The 21,070-nt window shown below is 32.7% G+C and carries 20 protein-coding genes; 11 read left to right on the top strand and 9 right to left on the bottom strand.

From position 1 onward, the window contains the following. Position 1: 1 nt before the first annotated feature. Complete coding sequence (locus tag ABDW27_RS02045; protein ID WP_343694390.1) at positions 2 to 556, bottom strand: YceI family protein; 555 nt, start codon at positions 554 to 556, stop codon at positions 2 to 4. A gap of 347 nt (positions 557 to 903) precedes the next feature. Beyond that, positions 904 to 1,476 (bottom strand): Crp/Fnr family transcriptional regulator, encoded by a 573-nt coding sequence (locus ABDW27_RS02050; RefSeq protein WP_343694391.1) that lies wholly within the window; start codon positions 1,474 to 1,476, stop codon positions 904 to 906. A 172-nt stretch (positions 1,477 to 1,648) separates the two neighbouring features. Between ABDW27_RS02050 and ABDW27_RS02055 the strand changes: the two genes are divergently transcribed. The 3 genes from ABDW27_RS02055 (at position 1,649) to ABDW27_RS02065 (ending at position 4,352) form a co-directional block, all read left to right on the top strand. Continuing rightward, positions 1,649 to 2,035, top strand: a complete 387-nt coding sequence (locus ABDW27_RS02055; RefSeq protein WP_343694392.1) for a DoxX family protein — start codon at positions 1,649 to 1,651, stop codon at positions 2,033 to 2,035. Between the two features lie 292 nt (positions 2,036 to 2,327). Beyond that, positions 2,328 to 3,206, top strand: coding sequence for an oxidoreductase (locus ABDW27_RS02060; protein ID WP_343694393.1), 879 nt, complete (start codon positions 2,328 to 2,330; stop codon positions 3,204 to 3,206). A 333-nt stretch (positions 3,207 to 3,539) separates the two neighbouring features. Beyond that, positions 3,540 to 4,352, top strand: coding sequence for an AraC family transcriptional regulator (locus ABDW27_RS02065; protein ID WP_343694394.1), 813 nt, complete (start codon positions 3,540 to 3,542; stop codon positions 4,350 to 4,352). A 222-nt stretch (positions 4,353 to 4,574) separates the two neighbouring features. On the opposite strand, the gene ABDW27_RS02070 is transcribed toward ABDW27_RS02065, so the two are convergent. The 7 genes from ABDW27_RS02070 to ABDW27_RS02100 all read right to left on the bottom strand — a co-directional run bounded on the left by ABDW27_RS02070 (position 4,575) and on the right by ABDW27_RS02100 (position 11,057). Further along, positions 4,575 to 5,342 carry a LytTR family DNA-binding domain-containing protein gene (locus ABDW27_RS02070; protein ID WP_073417541.1) on the bottom strand — a complete coding sequence of 256 codons (768 nt, stop codon included), beginning with the start codon at positions 5,340 to 5,342 and terminating at the stop codon, positions 4,575 to 4,577. Next, complete coding sequence (locus ABDW27_RS02075) at positions 5,323 to 6,339, bottom strand: histidine kinase (protein WP_343694395.1); 1,017 nt, start codon at positions 6,337 to 6,339, stop codon at positions 5,323 to 5,325. Before ABDW27_RS02075 ends, ABDW27_RS02070 begins: the two co-directional genes overlap by 20 nt. Positions 6,340 to 6,600: 261 nt before the next feature. Continuing rightward, entirely contained in the window at positions 6,601 to 7,341 is a 741-nt protein-coding gene (locus tag ABDW27_RS02080) for a DUF1223 domain-containing protein (RefSeq protein WP_343694396.1), read from the bottom strand. A gap of 119 nt (positions 7,342 to 7,460) precedes the next feature. Further along, entirely contained in the window at positions 7,461 to 7,871 is a 411-nt protein-coding gene (locus tag ABDW27_RS02085; RefSeq protein ID WP_343694397.1) for an organic hydroperoxide resistance protein, read from the bottom strand. Positions 7,872 to 7,936: 65 nt separating this feature from the next. Continuing rightward, positions 7,937 to 8,956: an alpha/beta hydrolase gene (locus tag ABDW27_RS02090; protein WP_343694398.1), complete on the bottom strand. Its 1,020-nt coding sequence runs from the start codon at positions 8,954 to 8,956 to the stop codon at positions 7,937 to 7,939. A 421-nt stretch (positions 8,957 to 9,377) separates the two neighbouring features. Next, a complete protein-coding gene (locus ABDW27_RS02095; RefSeq protein ID WP_343694399.1) occupies positions 9,378 to 9,791 on the bottom strand; it encodes a cupin domain-containing protein in 414 nt (137 codons plus the stop codon). A 522-nt stretch (positions 9,792 to 10,313) separates the two neighbouring features. Beyond that, entirely contained in the window at positions 10,314 to 11,057 is a 744-nt protein-coding gene (locus ABDW27_RS02100; protein ID WP_343694400.1) for an SDR family oxidoreductase, read from the bottom strand. A 325-nt stretch (positions 11,058 to 11,382) separates the two neighbouring features. Between ABDW27_RS02100 and kaiC the strand changes: the two genes are divergently transcribed. The 8 genes from kaiC (at position 11,383) to ABDW27_RS02140 (ending at position 21,018) form a co-directional block, all read left to right on the top strand. Continuing rightward, entirely contained in the window at positions 11,383 to 13,059 is a 1,677-nt protein-coding gene (kaiC, locus tag ABDW27_RS02105; protein WP_343694401.1) for a circadian clock protein KaiC, read from the top strand. A 4-nt stretch (positions 13,060 to 13,063) separates the two neighbouring features. Continuing rightward, complete coding sequence (locus ABDW27_RS02110) at positions 13,064 to 13,360, top strand: circadian clock KaiB family protein (protein ID WP_343694402.1); 297 nt, start codon at positions 13,064 to 13,066, stop codon at positions 13,358 to 13,360. Between the two features lie 2 nt (positions 13,361 to 13,362). After that, entirely contained in the window at positions 13,363 to 13,662 is a 300-nt protein-coding gene (locus tag ABDW27_RS02115; RefSeq protein WP_343694403.1) for a circadian clock KaiB family protein, read from the top strand. After that, on the top strand, positions 13,663 to 14,919 hold the full coding sequence (locus ABDW27_RS02120; protein ID WP_343694404.1) for an ATP-binding protein: 1,257 nt from the start codon (positions 13,663 to 13,665) through the stop codon (positions 14,917 to 14,919). It abuts the gene before it with no gap. Between the two features lies 1 nt (position 14,920). After that, the gene (locus ABDW27_RS02125; protein WP_343694405.1) at positions 14,921 to 15,325 is read left to right on the top strand and encodes a response regulator; all 405 of its coding nucleotides are present in this window, start codon (positions 14,921 to 14,923) and stop codon (positions 15,323 to 15,325) included. A gap of 470 nt (positions 15,326 to 15,795) precedes the next feature. Next, a complete protein-coding gene (locus ABDW27_RS02130; protein ID WP_343694406.1) occupies positions 15,796 to 17,088 on the top strand; it encodes a hypothetical protein in 1,293 nt (430 codons plus the stop codon). A gap of 19 nt (positions 17,089 to 17,107) precedes the next feature. Beyond that, the gene (locus ABDW27_RS02135; protein WP_343694407.1) at positions 17,108 to 19,711 is read left to right on the top strand and encodes an AAA family ATPase; all 2,604 of its coding nucleotides are present in this window, start codon (positions 17,108 to 17,110) and stop codon (positions 19,709 to 19,711) included. Further along, positions 19,711 to 21,018: a restriction endonuclease gene (locus ABDW27_RS02140; protein ID WP_343694408.1), complete on the top strand. Its 1,308-nt coding sequence runs from the start codon at positions 19,711 to 19,713 to the stop codon at positions 21,016 to 21,018. Before ABDW27_RS02135 ends, ABDW27_RS02140 begins: the two co-directional genes overlap by 1 nt. The last annotated feature ends 52 nt before the right edge of the window (positions 21,019 to 21,070 follow it).

A 21,070-nucleotide genomic window follows, 5' to 3' on the forward strand; every position in this document is an offset into this window, starting at 1 on the left:
ATTAGTTTTTAGATTGTCCTGAAAAAACGGCTTCGGCAGTGATTTTAAAATCAAGGTCAAAGTCGTTGTAGATTAGAGTATCTCCTAAATCTTTGAAGAAATTTCCTGAACGGAATTTGATATCGTATTTGGTACGATCAATAATTAATTTTCCTGAAAGTGAAATAATATCGTTGTTGTTTTTTACTTCAGCTTCAAAACCTACAAGATGAGTAATATCTTTTATAGTCAGGTTTCCTTCTAAATAATATTTTGTATTTGATATTTCTTTTACACTTAAAATATCAAAAGAAGCTGTTGGGAATTTTTCAATAGAGAAAAAATCATCAGATGCAAGATGGCCTGCAAATTGTGTGTTCGTTGCCGGATCTGTTACATCCAGAATTTTAATAGAGGTTGTATCGATTACAATATTTCCTCCTTTTATTTTTCCATCATTAAAGATGAAATTTCCATTTTTGATACCAATTGTACCATTATGTGCACCGGTAACTTTTCTACCAGTCCATTCTACGCTGCTATTTGAGCTTACGATTTCAAAATTTATTGTTTCCATTTTTATTGTATTTAAAAGTACAATACAAAGGAACGGCGGTTATGAAAATGGGTTACGTGATGTAGATCACAATCTTTTTTTTGAGGCTCTAAGAGACTAAGCTGCTAAGGTTCTAAGTTTTTTTTTTATAGATATAGAATTTAAAACATTGCCTGCGGTTTCAACCGTAGTGACACAATCTATTGACACAATGCATTATCACAATCTAAATCCCCGTGGTTAAAACCACGCGCTATGTTTACATACAGTAATCAAATAGAATAATCTGCCAAATCAGCAAAATCTGCGAGAAACAAAACCAACGCAAAACAAAAAATCAATCCGTAAAATCAATAGGCTAAAAAAAACTAAGAATTATGAAGTCGGCTGAGAGTTTCTCTCGAAACGCCTAAATAAGCCGCAATTAAATGCTTCGGAACTAAATTATATAACTGCGGATATAAAGCTAAAAGTTCTTCATAACGAGTTTTTACATTATTATTCATTAAAGATAAAAGACGCTTTTGAGAAGCGATATAACCTTTATTCGTTCTCCATCGGAAGAAATGTTCGATTTGATGAAACTCGGCACAGAGTTTTTCGCGATCAGAACTGGATAAACACAATACTTCGGCATCTGTAATACAGTCAACATTGATTTGTGCAGGAGTTTGGTTATACAGTGCATTATAATCAGATGTCCACCAGGTTGGCATCGCAAATTGCAGAATGTACATTTTGATTTCATCATTTATAAAGAAAGCTTTTAAACAGCCTGAAACCACAAAATACTCACAATCTACTTTATCGCCTTCACTGATAATCGTTTGTCCTTTTTTAAAAGACAAAGGCTTAAAATGCGAAAAGAAATAATCAAATTCTTCCTGTGTAAGCGAAGCAGTTTTGGCAATATGTTCTTGTAAAAGTGTTTTGGCTTCCATTTTAAATGGGGACTATTTGAGTTTGAAAAGTCTTCTGTAAAGTTATAAAATCAAATGAACTTATCGATTGTCTATTTCGCATTTCAATTTGTCCGTTTCACCAAAATACCAATATGAAATAGACTGCCGTTGACGCAATTTTGTCCTGTTTAACAACTTAAAATTTAAAATCATGAATGCAAAAACAACAAAAATTATTTATTGGACAGGAATTATTTTAACTTCTTTATGGTTTGGTGCCAGCGGATTTTTTGAACTTACAACCAACAAACTGGTTTGGGAAATCACGCAGCTATTAGGTTATCCGGCACATTTTATTTACATCTTAGGAGTATTTAAAGTTTCAGGAGTTATAACCTTATTAATTCCGAATAAGTTATTACGATTAAAAGAATGGGTATTTGCCGGAGTATTTTTCGATATAATTTTCGCTTTCTTTTCTAAACTGGCCGTTCTGGGTTTTGGAGCTACAACAGATGCCATTATTGCTTTTGTAATGGTAAGTGTTACTTATGCAATGTTTAGAAAATTATATAGTGCAAATTATACAGTACGTTAATTTTTTTTTGCCACAAAGACACAAAGGCACTAAGTTTTATTTCACGCAGATTAAGCAGATTGCACAGATTATTTAAAAAAATCTGTGTACATCTGCTTAAATTTTTTAAAAATCTGCGTGAAATAAAAAATCCTATTAATCCTTTTAATCAGTGGCAAAAAAAAATTAGCGCCTTTGTGCCTTAGTGGCAAACATGCCTGAGCCTTTAAACAAATAATTTTGAGCTTTTCAACAAAACAATAACATATACTCTCAACGTAACTTTGTAATGAATTTAAAACACACAATTATTATGAATAAAATATGGTTTATCACAGGTAGTTCTCGAGGATTAGGACGTAATCTTACCGAAGCAGTATTAAACAATGGCGACAAAGTAGCCGCAACTGCCCGAGACATTAAACAGTTAGCTGATTTAAAAGAAAAATTTCAAGATCAAATTTTGCCTTTACCTTTAGATGTAAACAATTATGATCAGGTTCATGAAGCAGTTCAAAAAGCAGTTGACCATTTCGGCCGTATTGATGTATTGGTTAACAATGCCGGATTCGGAATCATTGGCGCTGCAGAAGCTTATACGCAAGAACAAGTTCGCAGTCAGTTAGAAACCAATTTACTGGCTCCTATTGAAGTTACACGTGCGGTATTGCCTTTTATGCGCAAACAAAAATCAGGGCGTATTTTGCAAATCAGTTCTGTAGGCGGACGTGTTGGAAATCCGGGATTAACAATGTATCAGGCAGCTAAATTTGGTTTGGGCGGATTTACAGAAGCTTTAGCCAAAGAAGTAGCTCCACTTGGAATTTTAGTAACCAGCGTTGAACCAGGAGGATTTAGAACTGACTGGGCTGGAGCATCAATGACTTATGCCGAAGAAATTGAAGGTTACGATGCTGTAAAACAACGTACTGATTTCTTTAAAGCAGGAAATTTTGTTCCGGTTGGGGACCCTGAAAAAGCTGCTAAAGTTATGGTAGATCTGGCTTCGCACCCAAATCCTCCTATGCATCTTGTTTTAGGAAGTGAAGCTATTGGGATTTTAAAAAATGCAGATCAGGCACGAACTGAAGAAATGGAAAAATGGATGGATATAAGTTTATCTACAGACCATGAAGATTCTGAAAGTTTTCTTGATTCAGAAAAAGCAAAATGGTTTGCAGGAAAAAAATAACAATTACAAAGTGCAATATCAATGACAATGTGATCATTATAATGTGTAGTTTTTAAACACATAGAAACATAGTTTTTCTTTGTCTATAAAGGCGTTTCACTTGTTTGAACAAACATAGCCTATTGTTTTTTCACGCAGATTCGGCAGATTTATGCAGATTTAAATTAAAAATCTGCGTTTATCTGCTTAAATCATTTAAAATCTGCGTGAAATAATTTAACACAAAGCTATGTGTAAAAATCTAGATTTTTTAAACTTGTTTTATTTAGAATATAATCTATGTTTCTATGTGTTTAAAATAATCTCCAACTTTAATTTTTATAAATTTGTGATATGAACGATTCTAAAATAAATCAGAAAACCTCGCCTATTGCCTATTCTTGTTATTATACTCAAAACAGAGAAGGTGAACAATTTGCGGCTCAGCATGTTTTGAGTTTTCAAATTTCGGGCGTATTGACTCTTAATAACGGAACTAAGGAATATATTTTTAATCCCGGTGATTTTCGATTTATTAGAAGAAATCAGCTGATCAAATTCATCAAACAACCGGATCCAAATACTGCTTTTCAGTCTATTTCTATTTATCTGAATCAGGAAGCGCTTCGCGATTATTCTATACAATACAATCAGAAAACCAGTGTAATTAAAACTCCGGAAACAGAAATGGTTTTTCAGCTAAAAGAAGTTCCGTTATTAAAAAGCTTTATGAATTCACTGATTCCGTATATAAATGAAGATCAACTAATAACCGAAGAACTTCAGGCTTTAAAAGTAAATGAAGCCATTACTATTTTACTGCAATGCCATCCGGAATTAAAAGATATTCTTTTCGATTTTAACGAACCCGGAAAAATCGATCTGGAAGCTTTTATGAAAAAGAATTTTCATTTTAACGTACAATTAGACCGTTTTGCTTATTTAACGGGAAGAAGTCTTGCGACTTTTAAAAGGGATTTTCAACGTATTTTTGAGATATCTCCAAGCCGTTGGCTCATTCAGAAAAGATTGCAGGAAGCGTATTATCAAATTAAAGAAAAAGGAAAAACACCTTCAGAAGTTTATTTAGAAGTAGGTTTTGAAGATTTGTCGCATTTTTCATTTGCTTTTAAGAAACAATTTGGAATGCCGCCTTCTAAGGTTTGATTTTATTTAACCGCAAAGATCGTAAGGATTTACGCAAAGTTCACAAAGTTTTTTTGCCACAGATTAAAGGATTAAAATGATTTTACAATCTGTGTAAATCAATGCAATCTGTGGCAAAAAAAAAGTCGCAAAGCTATTTTATTCACTATAGCTTTGCGACCTTTGTTTTTTATAGAATCACTGCTTCAAAAAAAAACTTAGCGTACTTTGCGGTTAAAAAACTCAGCGGTTCTCCAGCCAGCTTAAAAAAGCCGTTGCTTTCTCTTTTCCAACTAATAACTTCTCTTCTGTTGGAATTGTAAGTTTCAGAATTAGTTTTCTTGAAAAATAATGCTCTGCTTCTCTTATGGCAGAAAAATTAACTAAATACTGTCGATTTATTCTAAAAAATTGAATTGGCGATAAAAGCTTATGAACCTCATCCAGAGATTGTGTAATTTGATATTCGGTTTTATCGAAAGTTACGATCGTTGGTGTTTCATTTTTGATATAGAAAAAAGCAATATTCTCCGTTTGGATCGTTTGGTATTTATTGTTTTTGAAAACCAAAAAACTGCTTTTCCCTTTATTTTCTCCCGTTCTTGTTAAGAGATAATCGAAATCGGGCATCATTTTTTTATTTCTTTGGAAGAAGTTTTTCAGTTCTCCCGCTTTTTTAATCGCCTGCGAAATGCTTTCTCTTGAAAAAGGTTTTAAAACATAATCGATTCCGTTTGATTTAAAAGCTTCAATCGCATAATCATCAAAAGCCGTACAGAAAATTACAGGCGACAAAACCTCTACATTTTTGAAGATTTCAAAACTCAAACCATCCGCCAGCTGAATATCCATAAAAATCAAATCGGGCTGATCGTTTTCTAAAAGATAACTCACAGCGCCGTCTATACTTTGTATATACGACAAAATTTGGGCATCGGGTCTGATACTCAAAATAAGCTGACCAAGTGCTTTGGCCGTTTTTACTTCATCTTCAATTATTATGATAGTCATAAATTAGTGGTATTTTAACTTTAAAATGGGTTTCGGTTTTGTCAATTTCAATTTCCTTGTTCACCAAATGAAGGAATCGCTGATTGATATTATTCAGCCCAACCCCAGTTGATACTATTCCTCTTTTCAGCTGAATCGGATTTTCAATTACCAGAAAATCATTTTCGGTATACAATTTAATTCTCAAAGGTTTATCTAGTGAAACTACATTATGTTTGATGCTATTTTCGATTAATAACTGCAGAGAAAATGGCGGAATTGCACAATCATATTGTTTTTCATCAATTTCTTTTATCAACTCAAAACCATCTTCAAAACGGGCTTTTAGCAAATAAACAAATGAATCTATGATCTGCAATTCTTCTTTTAGCGGAATCAAATCCATTTTTCTGCTTTCAAGAGTAAATCTATAAAAATCAGATAATTTCAATATAAAATCAGAACTCTGCGGATCCTGCATATCGACCATCGATTTTAAAGTATTTAAACTGTTGAATAAAAAATGCGGATTTACCTGTTGTTTCAAAAGTTCATATTGCGCTCCAAGATGTACCGCTTTTGTACGTTCCAGTTCAACTCCCATTTGCTGGGTTTGATAATTCTGAAAAAGTAAATGCAGAAACATATACACAATCAGGTTGATTAAAACGCCTCGAAGTTCAAACATAATCGGCGCGTCCATTTTCGAGACCTGAAAAAGTTCCTGATGCGCAATTACAAGAATTACCATCAGTAAAATTCCCATAACAACACTCAATAAAAGTTTCCAGTTAAACAAACTTTTATTGGTTCGTTGTGAAGAAAATTTCGGCAAACTGTAAATGTTGTAATACCATATAAAAAGGGAAAACAGCAGTGTAATCGAAGAATTTATAAGAAGGTCTCCAGGAGTAGAATCAGCATCAAATAATTTAGGTATTGAAGCCATAACTGCCAGCGCAATCGAACTTCCCCAAATTACTTTGAGCGAAACCTGAAAACGTTTTGCTTTTTCCATAATACTAGTGGTTTTTGTTATCCTGTTGGTCAAAGATAGGTTTATTTTGAAAAAAGATTTCACGCAGATTTAAGTTTGTTTTTAATCTCGCACAGTCGCAGAGTTTTTATTCATTTTTTGTCATTCTGAGGAACGAAGAATCTTCGCAAGTAGCTCTACAAAGATTGACGACATTCTGTATGGAGTTGCTTGCGAAGATTCTTCGTTCCTCAGAATGACAAACATTACGAAGTTTTTTTAAATCTGCGAGAAACAAAAAAATCACACTCGTTTTACACCTAAAATTGCCCCAGAATTCATATCCTGAATAAATCCAATAATTTCAAAATCCTGTGCATTATAATTTTTAGGAAGATGAACCGATGCTGTTCCTTTTTTGGCTTTATTTAAATCTACCGACTGCAGATTGCGAACGATTTGATAATGCGATAAAACTCTATGTGCATTCTCTCCTCTTCTTACATTGCTTTTGGCTTCTTTTTGAACCACAGCAATCAATAAACGGCTGTTTTTTGAAGTACCTTCAACACTGTAATTTACAGCAAGAGAATTCGCATTTTGATTGGTTTCTAAATTTAAACTCGCCGAAACTGGTTTAGAAAGTGCCGATTTAATTCCGTTTCGAAGACTGGTTTCCTGCGAACCCACATAATCTATTTTTCCGTTAATGATTACCTGCGGCGTGTAAATTGGATCTTTCTCCATATATTTTGCATAATCGTATTGTCTTTTAGTGAAATCGGCATTGCTAAAAATATCTTTCCAGCCTTGTTTATCCCAGTAATCTACGTGATATGAGAGAACGTAAACATTTTTATCTTTTAATTCATTTTGAATTTTTCCCAGCAATTCATCAGCCGGCGGACAGCTCGAACAACCTTCTGAAGTATATAACTCTAAAAGGGCAAAACCTTTTTTATCTTGATTGCTTTGACTGAAAATGGTGTTTCCAATTAAGAAAAACAGCATTGCAAAAGCGCTTATTATTTTTATATTTTTCATGATTCCTATTTTGTTTCCTGCAAGGTTTTTTAAAACCTTGTAGGTATGTTTCTTATTTAGAAAATCTATATTCTAAACCTGCAAGGTTTTGAAAACCTTGCAGGTTAAGCAATTTATAATTAAAGAATATTAATCTCAACGTTTATATTTCCTCTTGTTGCCTTAGAATAAGGACAAGTTTGATGTGCCTGAGCAGCCAAAGCTTCTGCAGTTTCTCGATCAATTCCCGGAAGACTGATGTTTAAGCGAGCCTGCAAAGAATATTCTCCTTCGGTTACGCACAAATCAACTTCTGCGTCTACAGCAGTTTCTGCCGGAAGTTTAACTCCTAATTTAGAAGCTGCGATTCCTAAAGCTCCAATAAAACATGCCGACCAGCCCGCTGCGAATAACTGTTCCGGATTTGTTCCCGGACGTGATGATCCCGGTGTGCTTAATTTGATATTCAATTGTTCGTCTGAACTTTGAGAAGCTCCTTCTCTACCGCCTGTTGTGTGTGTTTTTCCTGTGTATAATACTTTTGTGTTCATGTTTAAAAAATTTTAGATTGTTGATTTTAGATTATTTCTGATTTTTAATTTTTAATTCTCAATTTTTAATTCTTAAAGCCATCTACGTCAATTATCGCTTGCGCAAACGCTTTTGGATCTTCCTGCGGAACATTGTGTCCAATTCCTTTTAAAATTCTGTGTTCGTATTTTCCGGTGAATTTGTTAGCGTATGCTTTTCCATCTGCGAAAGCGCCGTCAAAATCACTTCCTATTGTAATCGTTGGAACTTTAATTTCCGGTTTTGCTGCTAAACGTTTTTCAAGATTATCGTATTTAGCTTCTCCCGCTTCAAGAGATTGTCTCCATCTGTAATTATGAATTACAATTGCCACGTGATCCGGATTATCAAAAGACTGAGCGGTTTGGTCGTAAGTTGCTTTGTCGAAATTCCATAACGGAGAAGCGATCTGCCAGATTTGTTTATTGAAATCGTATGTATTTTGGCTGTAGCCTAATTTTCCTCTTTCGGTTGCGAAGTAGTATTGGTACCACCAGCCTAATTCAGCTTTTGGAGGTAATGGTTTTAAATTAGCTTCCAAATTCACAACTAAATAACCACTTACCGAAACCAGACCTTTTACACGTTCCGGCCAAAGTGCCGCTGTAACTACAGCTGTTCTTGCACCCCAATCGAAGCCGCCAATTACAGCTTTGTCGATTTTTAAAGCATCCATAAAAGCAATAATATCTGTTGCTAATGCTGCCTGCTGTCCGTTTCTAAAAGTATCTTTTGAAAGGAAAGTTGTAGTTCCGAAACCTCTTAAATAAGGTGTAAATACATGATAACCTTTTGCAACTAAAATGGGCACTACTTCATTATAACTGTGAATATCATATGGCCATCCGTGAAGCAAAATTACCGGAGTTCCGTTTGATGGGCCGGCTTCTGTATATCCTACGTTTAATAAGCCTGCATTGATTTGTTTTAGAGTTCCTAATGAACTTTTTAGTTCAATCGTTTCTTTTGGAGCTTGTGCAAAGCTTAAAGCTGCATTCATAAAAAGAACGACAATTAAACTTAATTTAGATGTAATACTGTTTGTAATATTTGATAGCGTTTTCATAATTTTTGATGTTTTATTATTTGATTATCAGTTAATTTCTTCGTCAAAGGTATCCCGGCAATCTCCGTTTTAAAAGGAGAAAAAAGCCGAAGTGGACAAAGTAAAAGGTGAAATGGACAATCGTTTAGTTATGAGTTATGGGTTATGAGTTATGAATGAAATACGAGTAAGTTTAACCGCAAAGGTTCGATAAGTTTTTTTTGCACAGCTTTGCGATCTTTAGTTAAAACTTTTGCCACAGATTAAAAGAATTAAAATGATTTCCTCTCGCAGATTCTGCAGATTTTGCAGATTATTTTTTATTCATTGCAAATTATTTAATCAAATCTGCTTAATCTCCTAAATCTGCGAGAGACAAAAAACTTTGCGTATGCTTTGCGGTTAAAATGTTTGCGTTTGAACTTGAAACCTGAACCTGAAACTATTTTGCCATAACCAAAACCGGTTTTCCTTTTTCGACTATATATGTTGCCAGTTCAGATGCTTTTGTGTTGGTATTGTTTTTAGCGGAGTGAATAACTCCAGCAGGAATAAAAAGTACTTCTCCGGCTTTTAAAGTTATTGGCGCCTGACCTTCAACTTCATATTCAAGTGAACCTTCGAGTACGTAAATGATTTCTTCACCCGGATGTGAATGTTTTCCGAAAGCGGTATGTCCGTCAAAATCGATTCTGGCCTGAACGGTTTCTCTTCCCGGAATACTTAAATCGTGTTTTTGTAAGTCAGTACGTTTGATTCCGGTTTGGGCTGCGATTTGATTCGGAATTAAAAATGCGATAATACCTAAAATGATTATCACGATAATTACCCATGTTTTTTGTTTTTTAGTTTCCATAACTTTTGATTTGAATTATTTGTTTTTCAGTTAATTTCTGTGTCAAAAGTAGAACGGTAACGCTTCTTACGAAATCAAAAAAAAGCCCAAGCGGGCAAAGTTTGAGGTGAAACGGACAGTCTTGGAGTTAGGAGTTTTGAATTATGAGTTTTGAATGCTGGTGATTTAACCGCAATCCCGATAGCTATCAGGAGCTAAGCTTTTTTTGGCTCGTTTGGTTTTATAAAAGTGCAAAGGTCGCAAAGCTATTTGGGTAATAACTTTGTGACCTTTTATATGGTATTTTGCCACAGATTATAAAGATTAAAATGATTTTTTCACGCAGATTTGAGCAGATCATTTTTTTAAATTTTTAAATAAAAAATCTATTAAAATCTGCCTAAATCTGTAGAATCTGCGTGAGACAAAAAACTTTGCGCTTTTGCGAGATAAAAAAAGAATCTTTGCGTAAACCTTAGCGCTCTTTGCGGTTAAATTATCAACAGAATTAACAATTAATAATTAACAATTCACCATTAACAATTAAGCCAAAACCATTCCACCATCCATAATAAAATCAGATCCGGTGATGAATTTTGCGGCTCCGCTGCTTACATAAGCAACCATTTTGGCAACGTCTTCAGATTTTCCCATTTGTTTTAACGGTACTTTCTCCACAACTATATCCATAATACCATTTACAGTTGCTTCGTCTAAACCTACTTTTTTCATAACCTCAGTTTCTGTTGGTCCCGGACTAACCGAATTCACTCTGATTTTTCTAGGCGCTAATTCTAAAGCAGCCGATTTCATAACCGAATTCAAAGCCGTTTTACTTGCCGAATAAACCGAAGATCCCGGCCCAGGCATACTTGCCGTATTCGAAGAAAGGAATACTACCGACGCTCCGTCATTCAAAATTGGAATAAAACGGCTTAATGTAAAATATGCACCTTTCAAATTCACATTCATAATACTGTCAAATTGCTCCTCTGTTGCTTGCTCGATATTTCCTAATCCGGCAATTCCAGCGTTGATAAAAAGAATATCCACTTTACCAAAATCTTGTTTAACTTTTAAAACCAGACTTTCAATATCCGAAATACTAGACTGGTCTGCTGTTATTGCCGTAACGCCTAATTCTAATGCAGCTTTTTCAATTGCTTCTTTTCTTCTTCCGGTAATAATAACTTTTGCTCCCTGTTCTTTTAATTGTTTTGCTGTGGCATAACCAATACCGCTGTTTCCGCCTGTTATTACTGCCACTTTATCATTTAAATTGTCCATTTTTTTATGTTTAAAAATTAATGGGACAAAGTTAGATTGTAAAGCACATTACTTTTTTAAAGGTATCATGCAGTATACCAGAAATACGATTTTAACATTTACATGTTCTCAAAAATCAATTTGAAGAAAAACACAAAAATTAATGTTAAAAAATAAAATCAAATTATTACTTATTTGGTTAAAATAATTCGATTATTTCACATTTGAAGCTCAATTTTCTTAATTTCCTTGTAAAACTTCATTAAACAGCTGTTAATTCTTAACAAGAATTCGTTGTAAATCCTGTAAGAAAACGTATATTTGATTTATTACTGAATTTATATTTATGTTGCAGGAAAAAACAAAATCACATCATTTTATATTTCCAAAAACTCCAACCGGAGTCGACGGACTGGACGAAATTACAGAAGGCGGTTTCCCAAAAGGACGCCCTACTTTAATTTGCGGCGGTGCCGGATGTGGAAAAACATTATTGTCAATGCAGTTCCTTATTAGAGGAATTACAGAGTATGATGAACCCGGAGTTTTCATGTCTTTTGAAGAGCCTTCTGATGATCTTACTCTAAATGTAAAATCTCTTGGCTTTGACCTTGAACAACTTAAAAAAAATAAAAAACTCATAGTAGATCATGTTCGTGTCGAAAGATCAGAAATTGAAGAAGCCGGAGAATACGATCTTGATGGTTTATTTATACGTTTAGGACACGCTATCGATTCTATAAAAGCAACCCGTGTTGTATTAGACACCATAGAATCTCTATTTTCGGGTCTTGATAATCAGGCGATTTTGAGAGCCGAGTTACGAAGATTATTTCATTGGCTTAAATCAAAAGGCGTAACGGCAGTTATAACAGGCGAACGTGGAGAAGCAACTCTTACTCGACAAGGTTTAGAAGAATATGTTTCTGACTGTGTTATTGTTCTCGACCATCGTGTTATTGAACAGGTTTCAACCCGAAGATTGCGAATTGTAAAATACAGAGGTTCAACACACGGAACTAATGAATATCCGTTTTTAATTGATGAAGACGGAATTTCGGTACTTCCTATTACTTCATTAAAATTAGACAATGAGGTTTCTTCAGATGTAATTTCAACCGGAGTTCCCGGATTAAATGAAATGTTTCTCGGCGGCGGGTTTTACCGCGGAAGCAATATCTTGATTTCCGGAACAGCTGGAACGGCAAAAACGACTATTGCCAGTTATTTTGCCAATCAGCAATGCGAAAACAAAGAAAGAACTATTTATTTCGCTTTTGAAGAATCTCCGCATCAATTAGTTCGTAACATGAAATCAATCGGAATTGATCTCGAAAAACACATCAAAAAGGGTTTATTGCAAATTCATTCTTCACGTCCCTCTTTGAATGGTCTTGAACTGCATTTGCTTACGCTTAGAAAATTAATCAAAGAATTTAGTCCAACTACAATAGTTATAGATCCCATTAGTAATCTGATTTCTGTGGGAAGCGAGCACGAAGTTCGTTCTATGCTTGTACGATTAATCGATATGCTTAAAGCCAATAATATTACGGCCTTGTTTACATCATTAAATAAACAAACCGAAAATTTCAGGCCAGACCTTGCCGAAGAATCAGTTTCATCATTAGTTGATACCTGGATAACGGTGCGCGATATGGAAGGAATTGGCGAAAGAAACCGTGGAATTTTTATTGTAAAAGCCCGCGGAATGGGACATTCTAACCAAGTTAGAGAATTTGTGATTACAAGTAACGGAATCGAATTACTCGATGTAGAATTAGGTCCGCAGGGAATTTTGACAGGAGCTGCGAGACAAACACAAAAATTGAAAAAAACAATTTCAGATATTAAACTTCAAAATGAAATCAGTCGTAAAGACCGTGAAATTGAACGTAAACGTAAAGTTCTCGAAGCGAATATAGAAGCATTAAAAACCGAATTCGAATCGGCAGAAGAAGAACTGAGCATATTAAAAGCAACAGAAGAACTACAGGCAAAACTGACTTCTAAAAAAAAGTAAAATCATGAAAAAAGAAGTCACAGCCGAATGGCAGTTATTGCTTTACATAGCTGGCCAAACGCCAAAATCGATCAAGGCACTTGAAAACATAAAAAAGTACGCCGAAGAATATCTTAAAGGAAAATACAGCATCGAGATTATCGATTTGCTGAAGAATCCGCAATTGGCAGAAGGCGATCAAATCTTGGCTGTACCAACTCTGGTGAGAAAATTTCCAGAACCAATTCGCAAAATAATTGGTGATCTTTCAAACGAAGAAAGAGTACTTGTAGGACTTAATATTAAACCTATAAACAAGTAATCATGGAAGATTCAGCTGATGGCACAAGTACAACCAAACATAAGTTCCTGCTTTTTGTTTCAGGTATGTCTGTTAAATCAGGACATGCAATCGAAAATTTACGCAAAATATGCGACACTTATCTCAATGATAATTACGAATTAGAAATTATAGATATTACCCGTGACAAGGAACAAGCTGTAATTCATCAAATTGTAGCGATACCAACATTAATCAAAATATATCCGGAACCAAAACGAATAATTCTGGGTGATTTATCAGATAAAGAAAAGGTTTTATACATACTAAACATAGGGACATAATTGAAGAGCAAAGAATTAAATATAGAATCATTATTATCCGAAATAGAATCATTAAGAGAAGAACTTTTTGAGGCTAATAGTATTGTCAATGCCATAAAACAAGGTGATGTCGATGCCCTCATAGTTACCAGTAATGGAGTTCCTCAATTGTATTCTCTTGAAACGGCCGATTATACGTACAGACTTTTGATAGAAAAGTTTGGACAAGGTGCGCTTAGTATTTCGCGAAACGGGCTCATATTGTACTGCAACGACTATTTTTCTGAATTAGTTGGTATTCCGTCAGAACAGATTACGGGAACGTATTTAAACGAATATTTCGATAATCCCACACAGTTTGTTCAGCTTATTCAGGCTTTGCGATACGGAATTACGACGCATGAAATTCTTTTTAAATCAAATAATAATAAAAAAACTTTTCCGGCTTATATCGCTTTAACAGATCTCGAACCTTCGGTAGAAGCCATTGGAATCGTAATTACCGATTTAACCGAAAAGAAAAAACACGAAGAAGCCCTGCTCCATCATCAGCAGGAACTGGAAGAAAAAATCAAGGAATTAAACCGAATCAATACCAATCTCGAAGAATTTATTCACGTTATTTCGCACGATTTAAAAGAACCTCTCCGAAAAATTGTAATGAACACAAGCCGAATCGACGGAAGTTATTTAAAAGAAGCTGATACTAAAGCTATAAATGTCATGAAATTGTCAGCTTTGCGTTTAAATTCGCTTGTTGATGATTTAGTTCAGTATTCATCGCACACTGCGCAGGAAGAACGAACCAAAATAAACCTAAAAACCATCATTTCTGAAGTTATTGAGGATTTTGAAATTATAATTTCTGATAAAAAAGCCAAAATTGAAACAGGAGATTTACCCATAATAAAAGCTTCCAGAGTTCAAATGCGACAGCTTTTCTCCAATCTTATTTCTAATTCTATTAAATATTGCAAAACCGGAATTAATCCAATAATAGAAATTTTTCAGGCAGAAGATGGAGATTCCGAAGTGCCAAATCAAAACACTAAATTCGTAAAGATCCAAATAAAAGACAATGGTATAGGAATGGAAGAGAATCATTTGTCTAAAATCTTTACCATTTTTCAGCGCCTTCATGCCCGAAACGAATATTCAGGAAACGGAATTGGTCTTGCTATTTGCAAAAAAATCATGGAAAACCATTCCGGAAACATAACCGTCGAAAGCAAACTCAACGAAGGCACAACATTTAATCTTTACTTTCCAATTGTATAAAATGCCACAAAAAAACAATCTACATATCATAATCGCCGAAGATGACTTTGATGACGCAGACGTAATCTGCGATACCTTCAACAACAATCCCAATTTCGGGAAAGTAAGCCTTGTAAACAATGGCGAAGAACTGCTCAATTACCTAAAAGACACCACAAACGAAAATCCCGACGTAATCCTGACCGATATCAACATGCCTATAATCGACGGCATCGAAGCCTTACAGCAAATTCTAAACAATTCTGCTTTAAAAGATATTCCGTGTTTTGTTTATTCTACGAGCATAAATCCCTCATACAAAGAAAAATGCGACGTTCTGGGCGTAAAAGCTTATCTTATAAAACCGTATTCTTTTGAGGCTTTCGCCGAAATTCCAAAGACAATTTTGAGTATTATTGAAGCTTAATATCTTAACGCAAAAGCCTTAAGGCAGGTAAATTTTGTTCTTTCTTTAAGTTTGATTAGAGAAAACGAAACCCTGCAACAAGAAATCGATAAACTTGAAAATAGTTTTTATTGGTTGAATGAATTGGCTGAGATTTTGAATCCTTATTTGGATTTGGAGTAAAGTTATTTTGTTTTTAAAGTTTTATAAACCCTTGATCATTTTTTATGATTGAGGGTTTTGTTTTTTTATTGGGTTTGGAAAATACCGTATAAATACTCGTTGTTTTGGGTTTGGATTATTGATATACTTGTTGAGATAAAAAAACTATGGGATTATGGTTTTCCTTAATTTAGCTTTAATTCTATTTTACATATTTGCATACTTTTTTAGTGTTTCTATTTAAAAATAGAAACACTAAAAAAGTATAAATTAAGAGTTTCTTCAAAAAAAATAATACAGAAAAGTAATAAAAAATTAATAGATAAATCATGGAAAGTTTAAATTATGGACAATCTTCAAAATGGGATAGAAAAATATTTTACGTTTCTCTCGAAAATTATGAACAAATAAAAGAAGATAGTTTTCAAATTTTTTTTGACGGAATTCAATCTGAAAAATTAAACTTCTTCAATGGAAGTTCTTTATTAGATTCTTATAATGAAATTACGCCTTATATATTTTCAATAATCGTTACTGAAGAACAGTTTAAAGGAATAATGTTTTTTTTAGAAAAAGCAATATATAAAAGTAGATGGTTTAAATTAATTATTACTGAGAGAAAAACAGAAATGCCAGTCAGTTTTATAATTGATAATTATACAAATGATGGTAATAATCCACAAGAAAGATATATTAGTAAGATAACGCAATTACATTCTAGTTCAAGTATTAATAAAATACTCAATAACTATTTCTCTTGGGAATCTTTTGAATTAAGCAACAAGGAACAAATCGAAAATCAATTAATAAAACCTTCAATAAATGGGGAGAATTATATACATAAAGTAAACTTATATAATGTTGGTCAAGGAAATTTAAGCGCAATTACAGATGAAAAAAATGTCCCTCTACTTTATTTCGATATAGGTGGTGGTTTCGCTTGGAATAAGGCAACATATCCAAATACTTTAAGATTGTGTTTTAGTTATACAAAAACAATAGTAATTTCTCATTGGGATAATGATCATCTTGAAACAGCAAAAAGATACTTCACAAATGATCCCACAAAGCTAGATGGCATTACATGGATTGTTCCTCAACAAGTTATAACAGCATCATACTTTAAACTCGCAGCAAAAATGAATGCGTCTGGCAATCTAATCATTTGGCCTTCGTCACTAAAAGGTTCAATGTCTTTTTGGTTTGGTAAATTAATAAAATGTAATGGGCCTGACAAAAATCATTCAGGATTAGCAATGATAATCACTTCACCAAATAATTCAATTAAAAATGTTTTACATCCTGGTGATGCAGCATACAAATATATACCTTGGATAAAAAAAATAAAATTTGATGGTTTAGTTGCAACACATCATGGTGCAAACTTTGATGATCAGAATTCTCCTGTGCCAAACTCTGAAAATGGTAAAATAGCATATTCATATGGCTTGAACAACACTTACAATCATCCTAAAACTCTCGCTTTAGACGCACATTTATTTAACAACTGGAAAAACATACATGACACAGTGAATGGAAATATATCATTCACTTTAGATGCTCATAATACAGTTGTTCCTTGTGCAATAAATTGTGATTTAGCCGTCATTCAAACATATTAATATTATAAATAAAATAAATATGAATATATTTTTTGGCAAAATTTCACAAAAATTTGATACAGTTCAATTAAAAGAAGGTTACTACTCTGCACCAAAAGATTCATCTTGGTTTGGTGAACTAGAATTAGGTGATTATGTTTATATGATTGGAGGCGAAAAAATACAATTTTGGAAAGCGGAAGAATGGGGACTTAAAAATGACAGAGAGTCTTTAATTTTTGAAATTATAAATCCTGATTTAGGAATTAATGGTTCACAATTAATAGCATTAAAATTTCTCAAATTTACGAGATCATTAGCTGTAATGTCATCTAGGTCAGCTAGAAATAAAGCCTTCTTCAAATTAGAATTGAATAAAGAAATTTCTATAGCAGATTTATCAAATTCTGATTTTTATAAGAGTCAAGATTTATACAGATCAATCAGAATTATTAAACAAGAGGAAGTAATTGAAAATTCAGAAGATATTCAATTGATTTATGAAAACTCGATTCTTCAACTTGTTGATAATAATTTTATTGAGGAATCAACAAAAAAAGACTTTATAGATAATCTAGATAAGAAAGGTAAAGGAGCAAAAATGAAAGATAATGTATTAGATTTTTTTTCTAATGCAGTAAATAACCTTCCAACAGAAATAACATATAAACAAATTGGGTTAAGGAGTTTTTATGATACATTTTTTTGCAATTATAAAGATAAGAGTATTGAAGAAAACTCAGAACCTAAATACTGGCTATATGCACCTGGCGAAAATGCAACTAAATGGGATGAATTTTATACAGAAGGCATCATGGCACTTGGATGGGATGATATTGGAACTTTAGAACAATATAAGACCAAGCGTGAAATTAATGACGCCTTAGTAAATCAATATGGCGGTAATGAAGACAAAAAAAATGATGTTGCGGCAAATGATAATTTTATTAACAAACTTGATATAGAAGATGTAATCATTGTAAAAAAAGGAAGAGGTGAATTACTCGGTTACGGAATTGTATCTTCAGAATATTATTTTGATGAAAAAAGAGATAATTATAAACATTGCAGGAAGGTAAATTGGTCTTTAAAAGGTAACTGGAAATTAAATTTTAGTTTAGTTTTAAAAACTTTGACCGATATCACTAGGTACTCTACTGACGACCCAAGATATTCATATTATTATCAACTTTTATTAGCTATCATGGAAGGCCATGATAAGAATGATATTCAATCAATTACTAAAAGGGAAGATCAAAAACAGATCGTATCACTTAATCAAATTCTCTACGGGCCTCCGGGAACAGGAAAAACTTATGAACTTCAGCAAATTATAAAAGATTGGGGGTTAGATGAAAAAGCAGGGAATGAAAAAGATTATAATTCTTTTGTTAAAAACTATACTTGGTGGCAAATAATTGCTTTAGTATTGACTGAAAAAGGTAAAACTATTGTGCCAGAATTAGCTAAACATCCTTTAATTATTGCAAAATTAGGATCTAGTAATATTAAAAGTTTAAACACTAGATTATGGAGTAGTCTGCAAAATCACACAGTTGATAATTGTGCTAATGTAAAGCTAGTAAAACGAATTGGAAATAAAGTTTTTTACAAAGAAAAAAATTCTGAGTGGAGATTAGACAATGTAAGTGAATTTCAAGCTGAGTTTGCCTCTATTATTGAAGATTATGAAGAGTTTAAGACAAGCGATAATATCAAAACTAAGGATTATACATTTACAACTTGTCATCAAAGTTTGAGCTATGAAGACTTTATAGAAGGGATAAAACCTAATCTTGACGATTCAAGTAAATTGGAAGCTGAAGATGGGGAATCTAAAAATTTAACCTATGAAATTAGAAAAGGTATTTTTTACAACGCATGCGAAAAAGCAGTTCAAAAAGCAGGTTTTATTAATCTAAAAGATTGTCTAGATAAGACAAAAGAAGAAAGGCGAATAGCTTTTGAAGAAGCATGTTTAAAGGGGGATATTCATGTATTATTTTTAGATGAAATTAATCGATGTAATGTTTCAGGCGTTTTTGGAGAATTAATTACTATTATAGAAGAAGACAAACGATTAGGAAGTAAAAATGAAATTAGTGATATAATTTTGCCTTACAGTCAAGATCAATTTGGAGTTCCACCAAATTTATATATCATTGGCACGATGAATACAGCTGACAGAAGTGTTGAAGCCTTAGATTCTGCGCTTAGGAGACGTTTTTCATTTACAGAATTAATGCCTCAAGCAGAGTTATTAAAAGACATTTCATTTTCCAACTTTAATCTACAAGAAGTTCTGGAAGCAATTAATGGAAGAATTGAAATTTTATTAGATAGAGATCATACTATTGGGCATTCTTATTTCTTAAATGTAGAATCTGGCGAGACTGAAAATCTTCAAAAAGTTTTCGAAAATTGTATTATCCCTTTACTTCAAGAATATTTTTATCATGACTATGAAAAAATTGCTTTGATTCTAGGAGAAGGTTTTGTAGAATGTATTGAAACATCTGAAAATTTAGTTGTTTTTGCCAAATTTTCTAAAGCTATTGATATTCCAAATATTTCAAGAAGTTTCAAATTAAAAAAGGATATTAAAAACATAGAAAACTCTATTACTTTATTATTAAATAGATAATGAATAAGTTGAAAAATTTCATACAAACTTTCGAATTTTCTTCTCTTCAGCAAGGAGTAAAATATAATGGAATATTATTTACAGAATTACACTTTAATGCTTTAGTAAAATTAAATGAGCAACATAAAAATAAATATTTTACAATCGGTTTAAAAAAAGTGACTTTTCAACAATTTGTTGGAGTTATTCGTGCTGGTGATTTAACAATAGAAATTCTTCCTAAAATAGACAAATGCAGAGAAGATAAAGATGTATGGCAAAATGTTTTAATAGAAATGCTTCGAGTAACTCGAAAACTCAAAATCGAAAAAGTTGGCGAAGCAAATGTTAGCAGACAAAATATTCATTTATTGGACCTTTATTTTGAGTGGTTTTTAAATGAAATCCAAACCTTAATTCATCAAGGTCTTATAAAACAATATTATAAAGAAACAAGTAATGTAAAAGCTTTAAAAGGAAAATTAGATTTTGCCGGACATATTAATAAGAATCTAATCCATAAAGAGCGTTTTTATACAACACATCAAGTTTACGATAAAAACCATTTGGTCCATCAGATTTTATTTAAAGCTTTGGAAATAATAGAAAAATGTACTAAAGGCAATTATCTATATTCTAAATGTAAAACTGTTCAATTAGATTTTCCAGAAGTAAAAAATATTTTAGTTACTGAAACAACATTTTCTAAAGTTCCTAAAAATAGAAAAACAGCTCCTTATGAAACTGCTTTAGGGATTTCAAGGTTTATTATTTTAAATTTTGCCCCCAATATTTCTAGTGGTTCAGAAAATATGCTGGCGTTACTATTTGACATGAATTCATTATGGGAAGAATATATTTTAGCAAGATTAAAACAATCTGATAAAAAAGTAAAAATATATGGTCAGCAATCTACACATTTTTGGAATGGTATCTCGATAAGACCTGATATTGTAATTGAACATGGTACTGAGAAGTTTATTATTGATACAAAATGGAAAAACATTTCATACAATCAACCTTCAACACATGATTTACGACAAATGTATGCTTATAATGATTATTGGAAATCTACAAAAGCAATGTTGTTATATCCATCAAGAGAAAGTAAATTTGAAGGTTTTATAAAATTTCAAGATCATCATGTTCACGAATACATTATGCATGACCAAAAAAAAATTATTCAACATGAATGTGGATTGGGTAAAATTTCTATTTTCGAAAAGGATAAAGATGTTTTAAATCATAAAATTGGAGAAGAAATTATTGATTGGTTCATAAAAGTTGTACCTAATCCTCCAACCTCAAATAATTACCATCAAAACTAATCACAACCTTTTCAAATTGTCCTAATACATCTTGCTCAATATTTCCAAAATT

This window comes from Flavobacterium sp. (assembly GCF_039595935.1).
In the GTDB taxonomy this organism is placed as follows: domain Bacteria; phylum Bacteroidota; class Bacteroidia; order Flavobacteriales; family Flavobacteriaceae; genus Flavobacterium.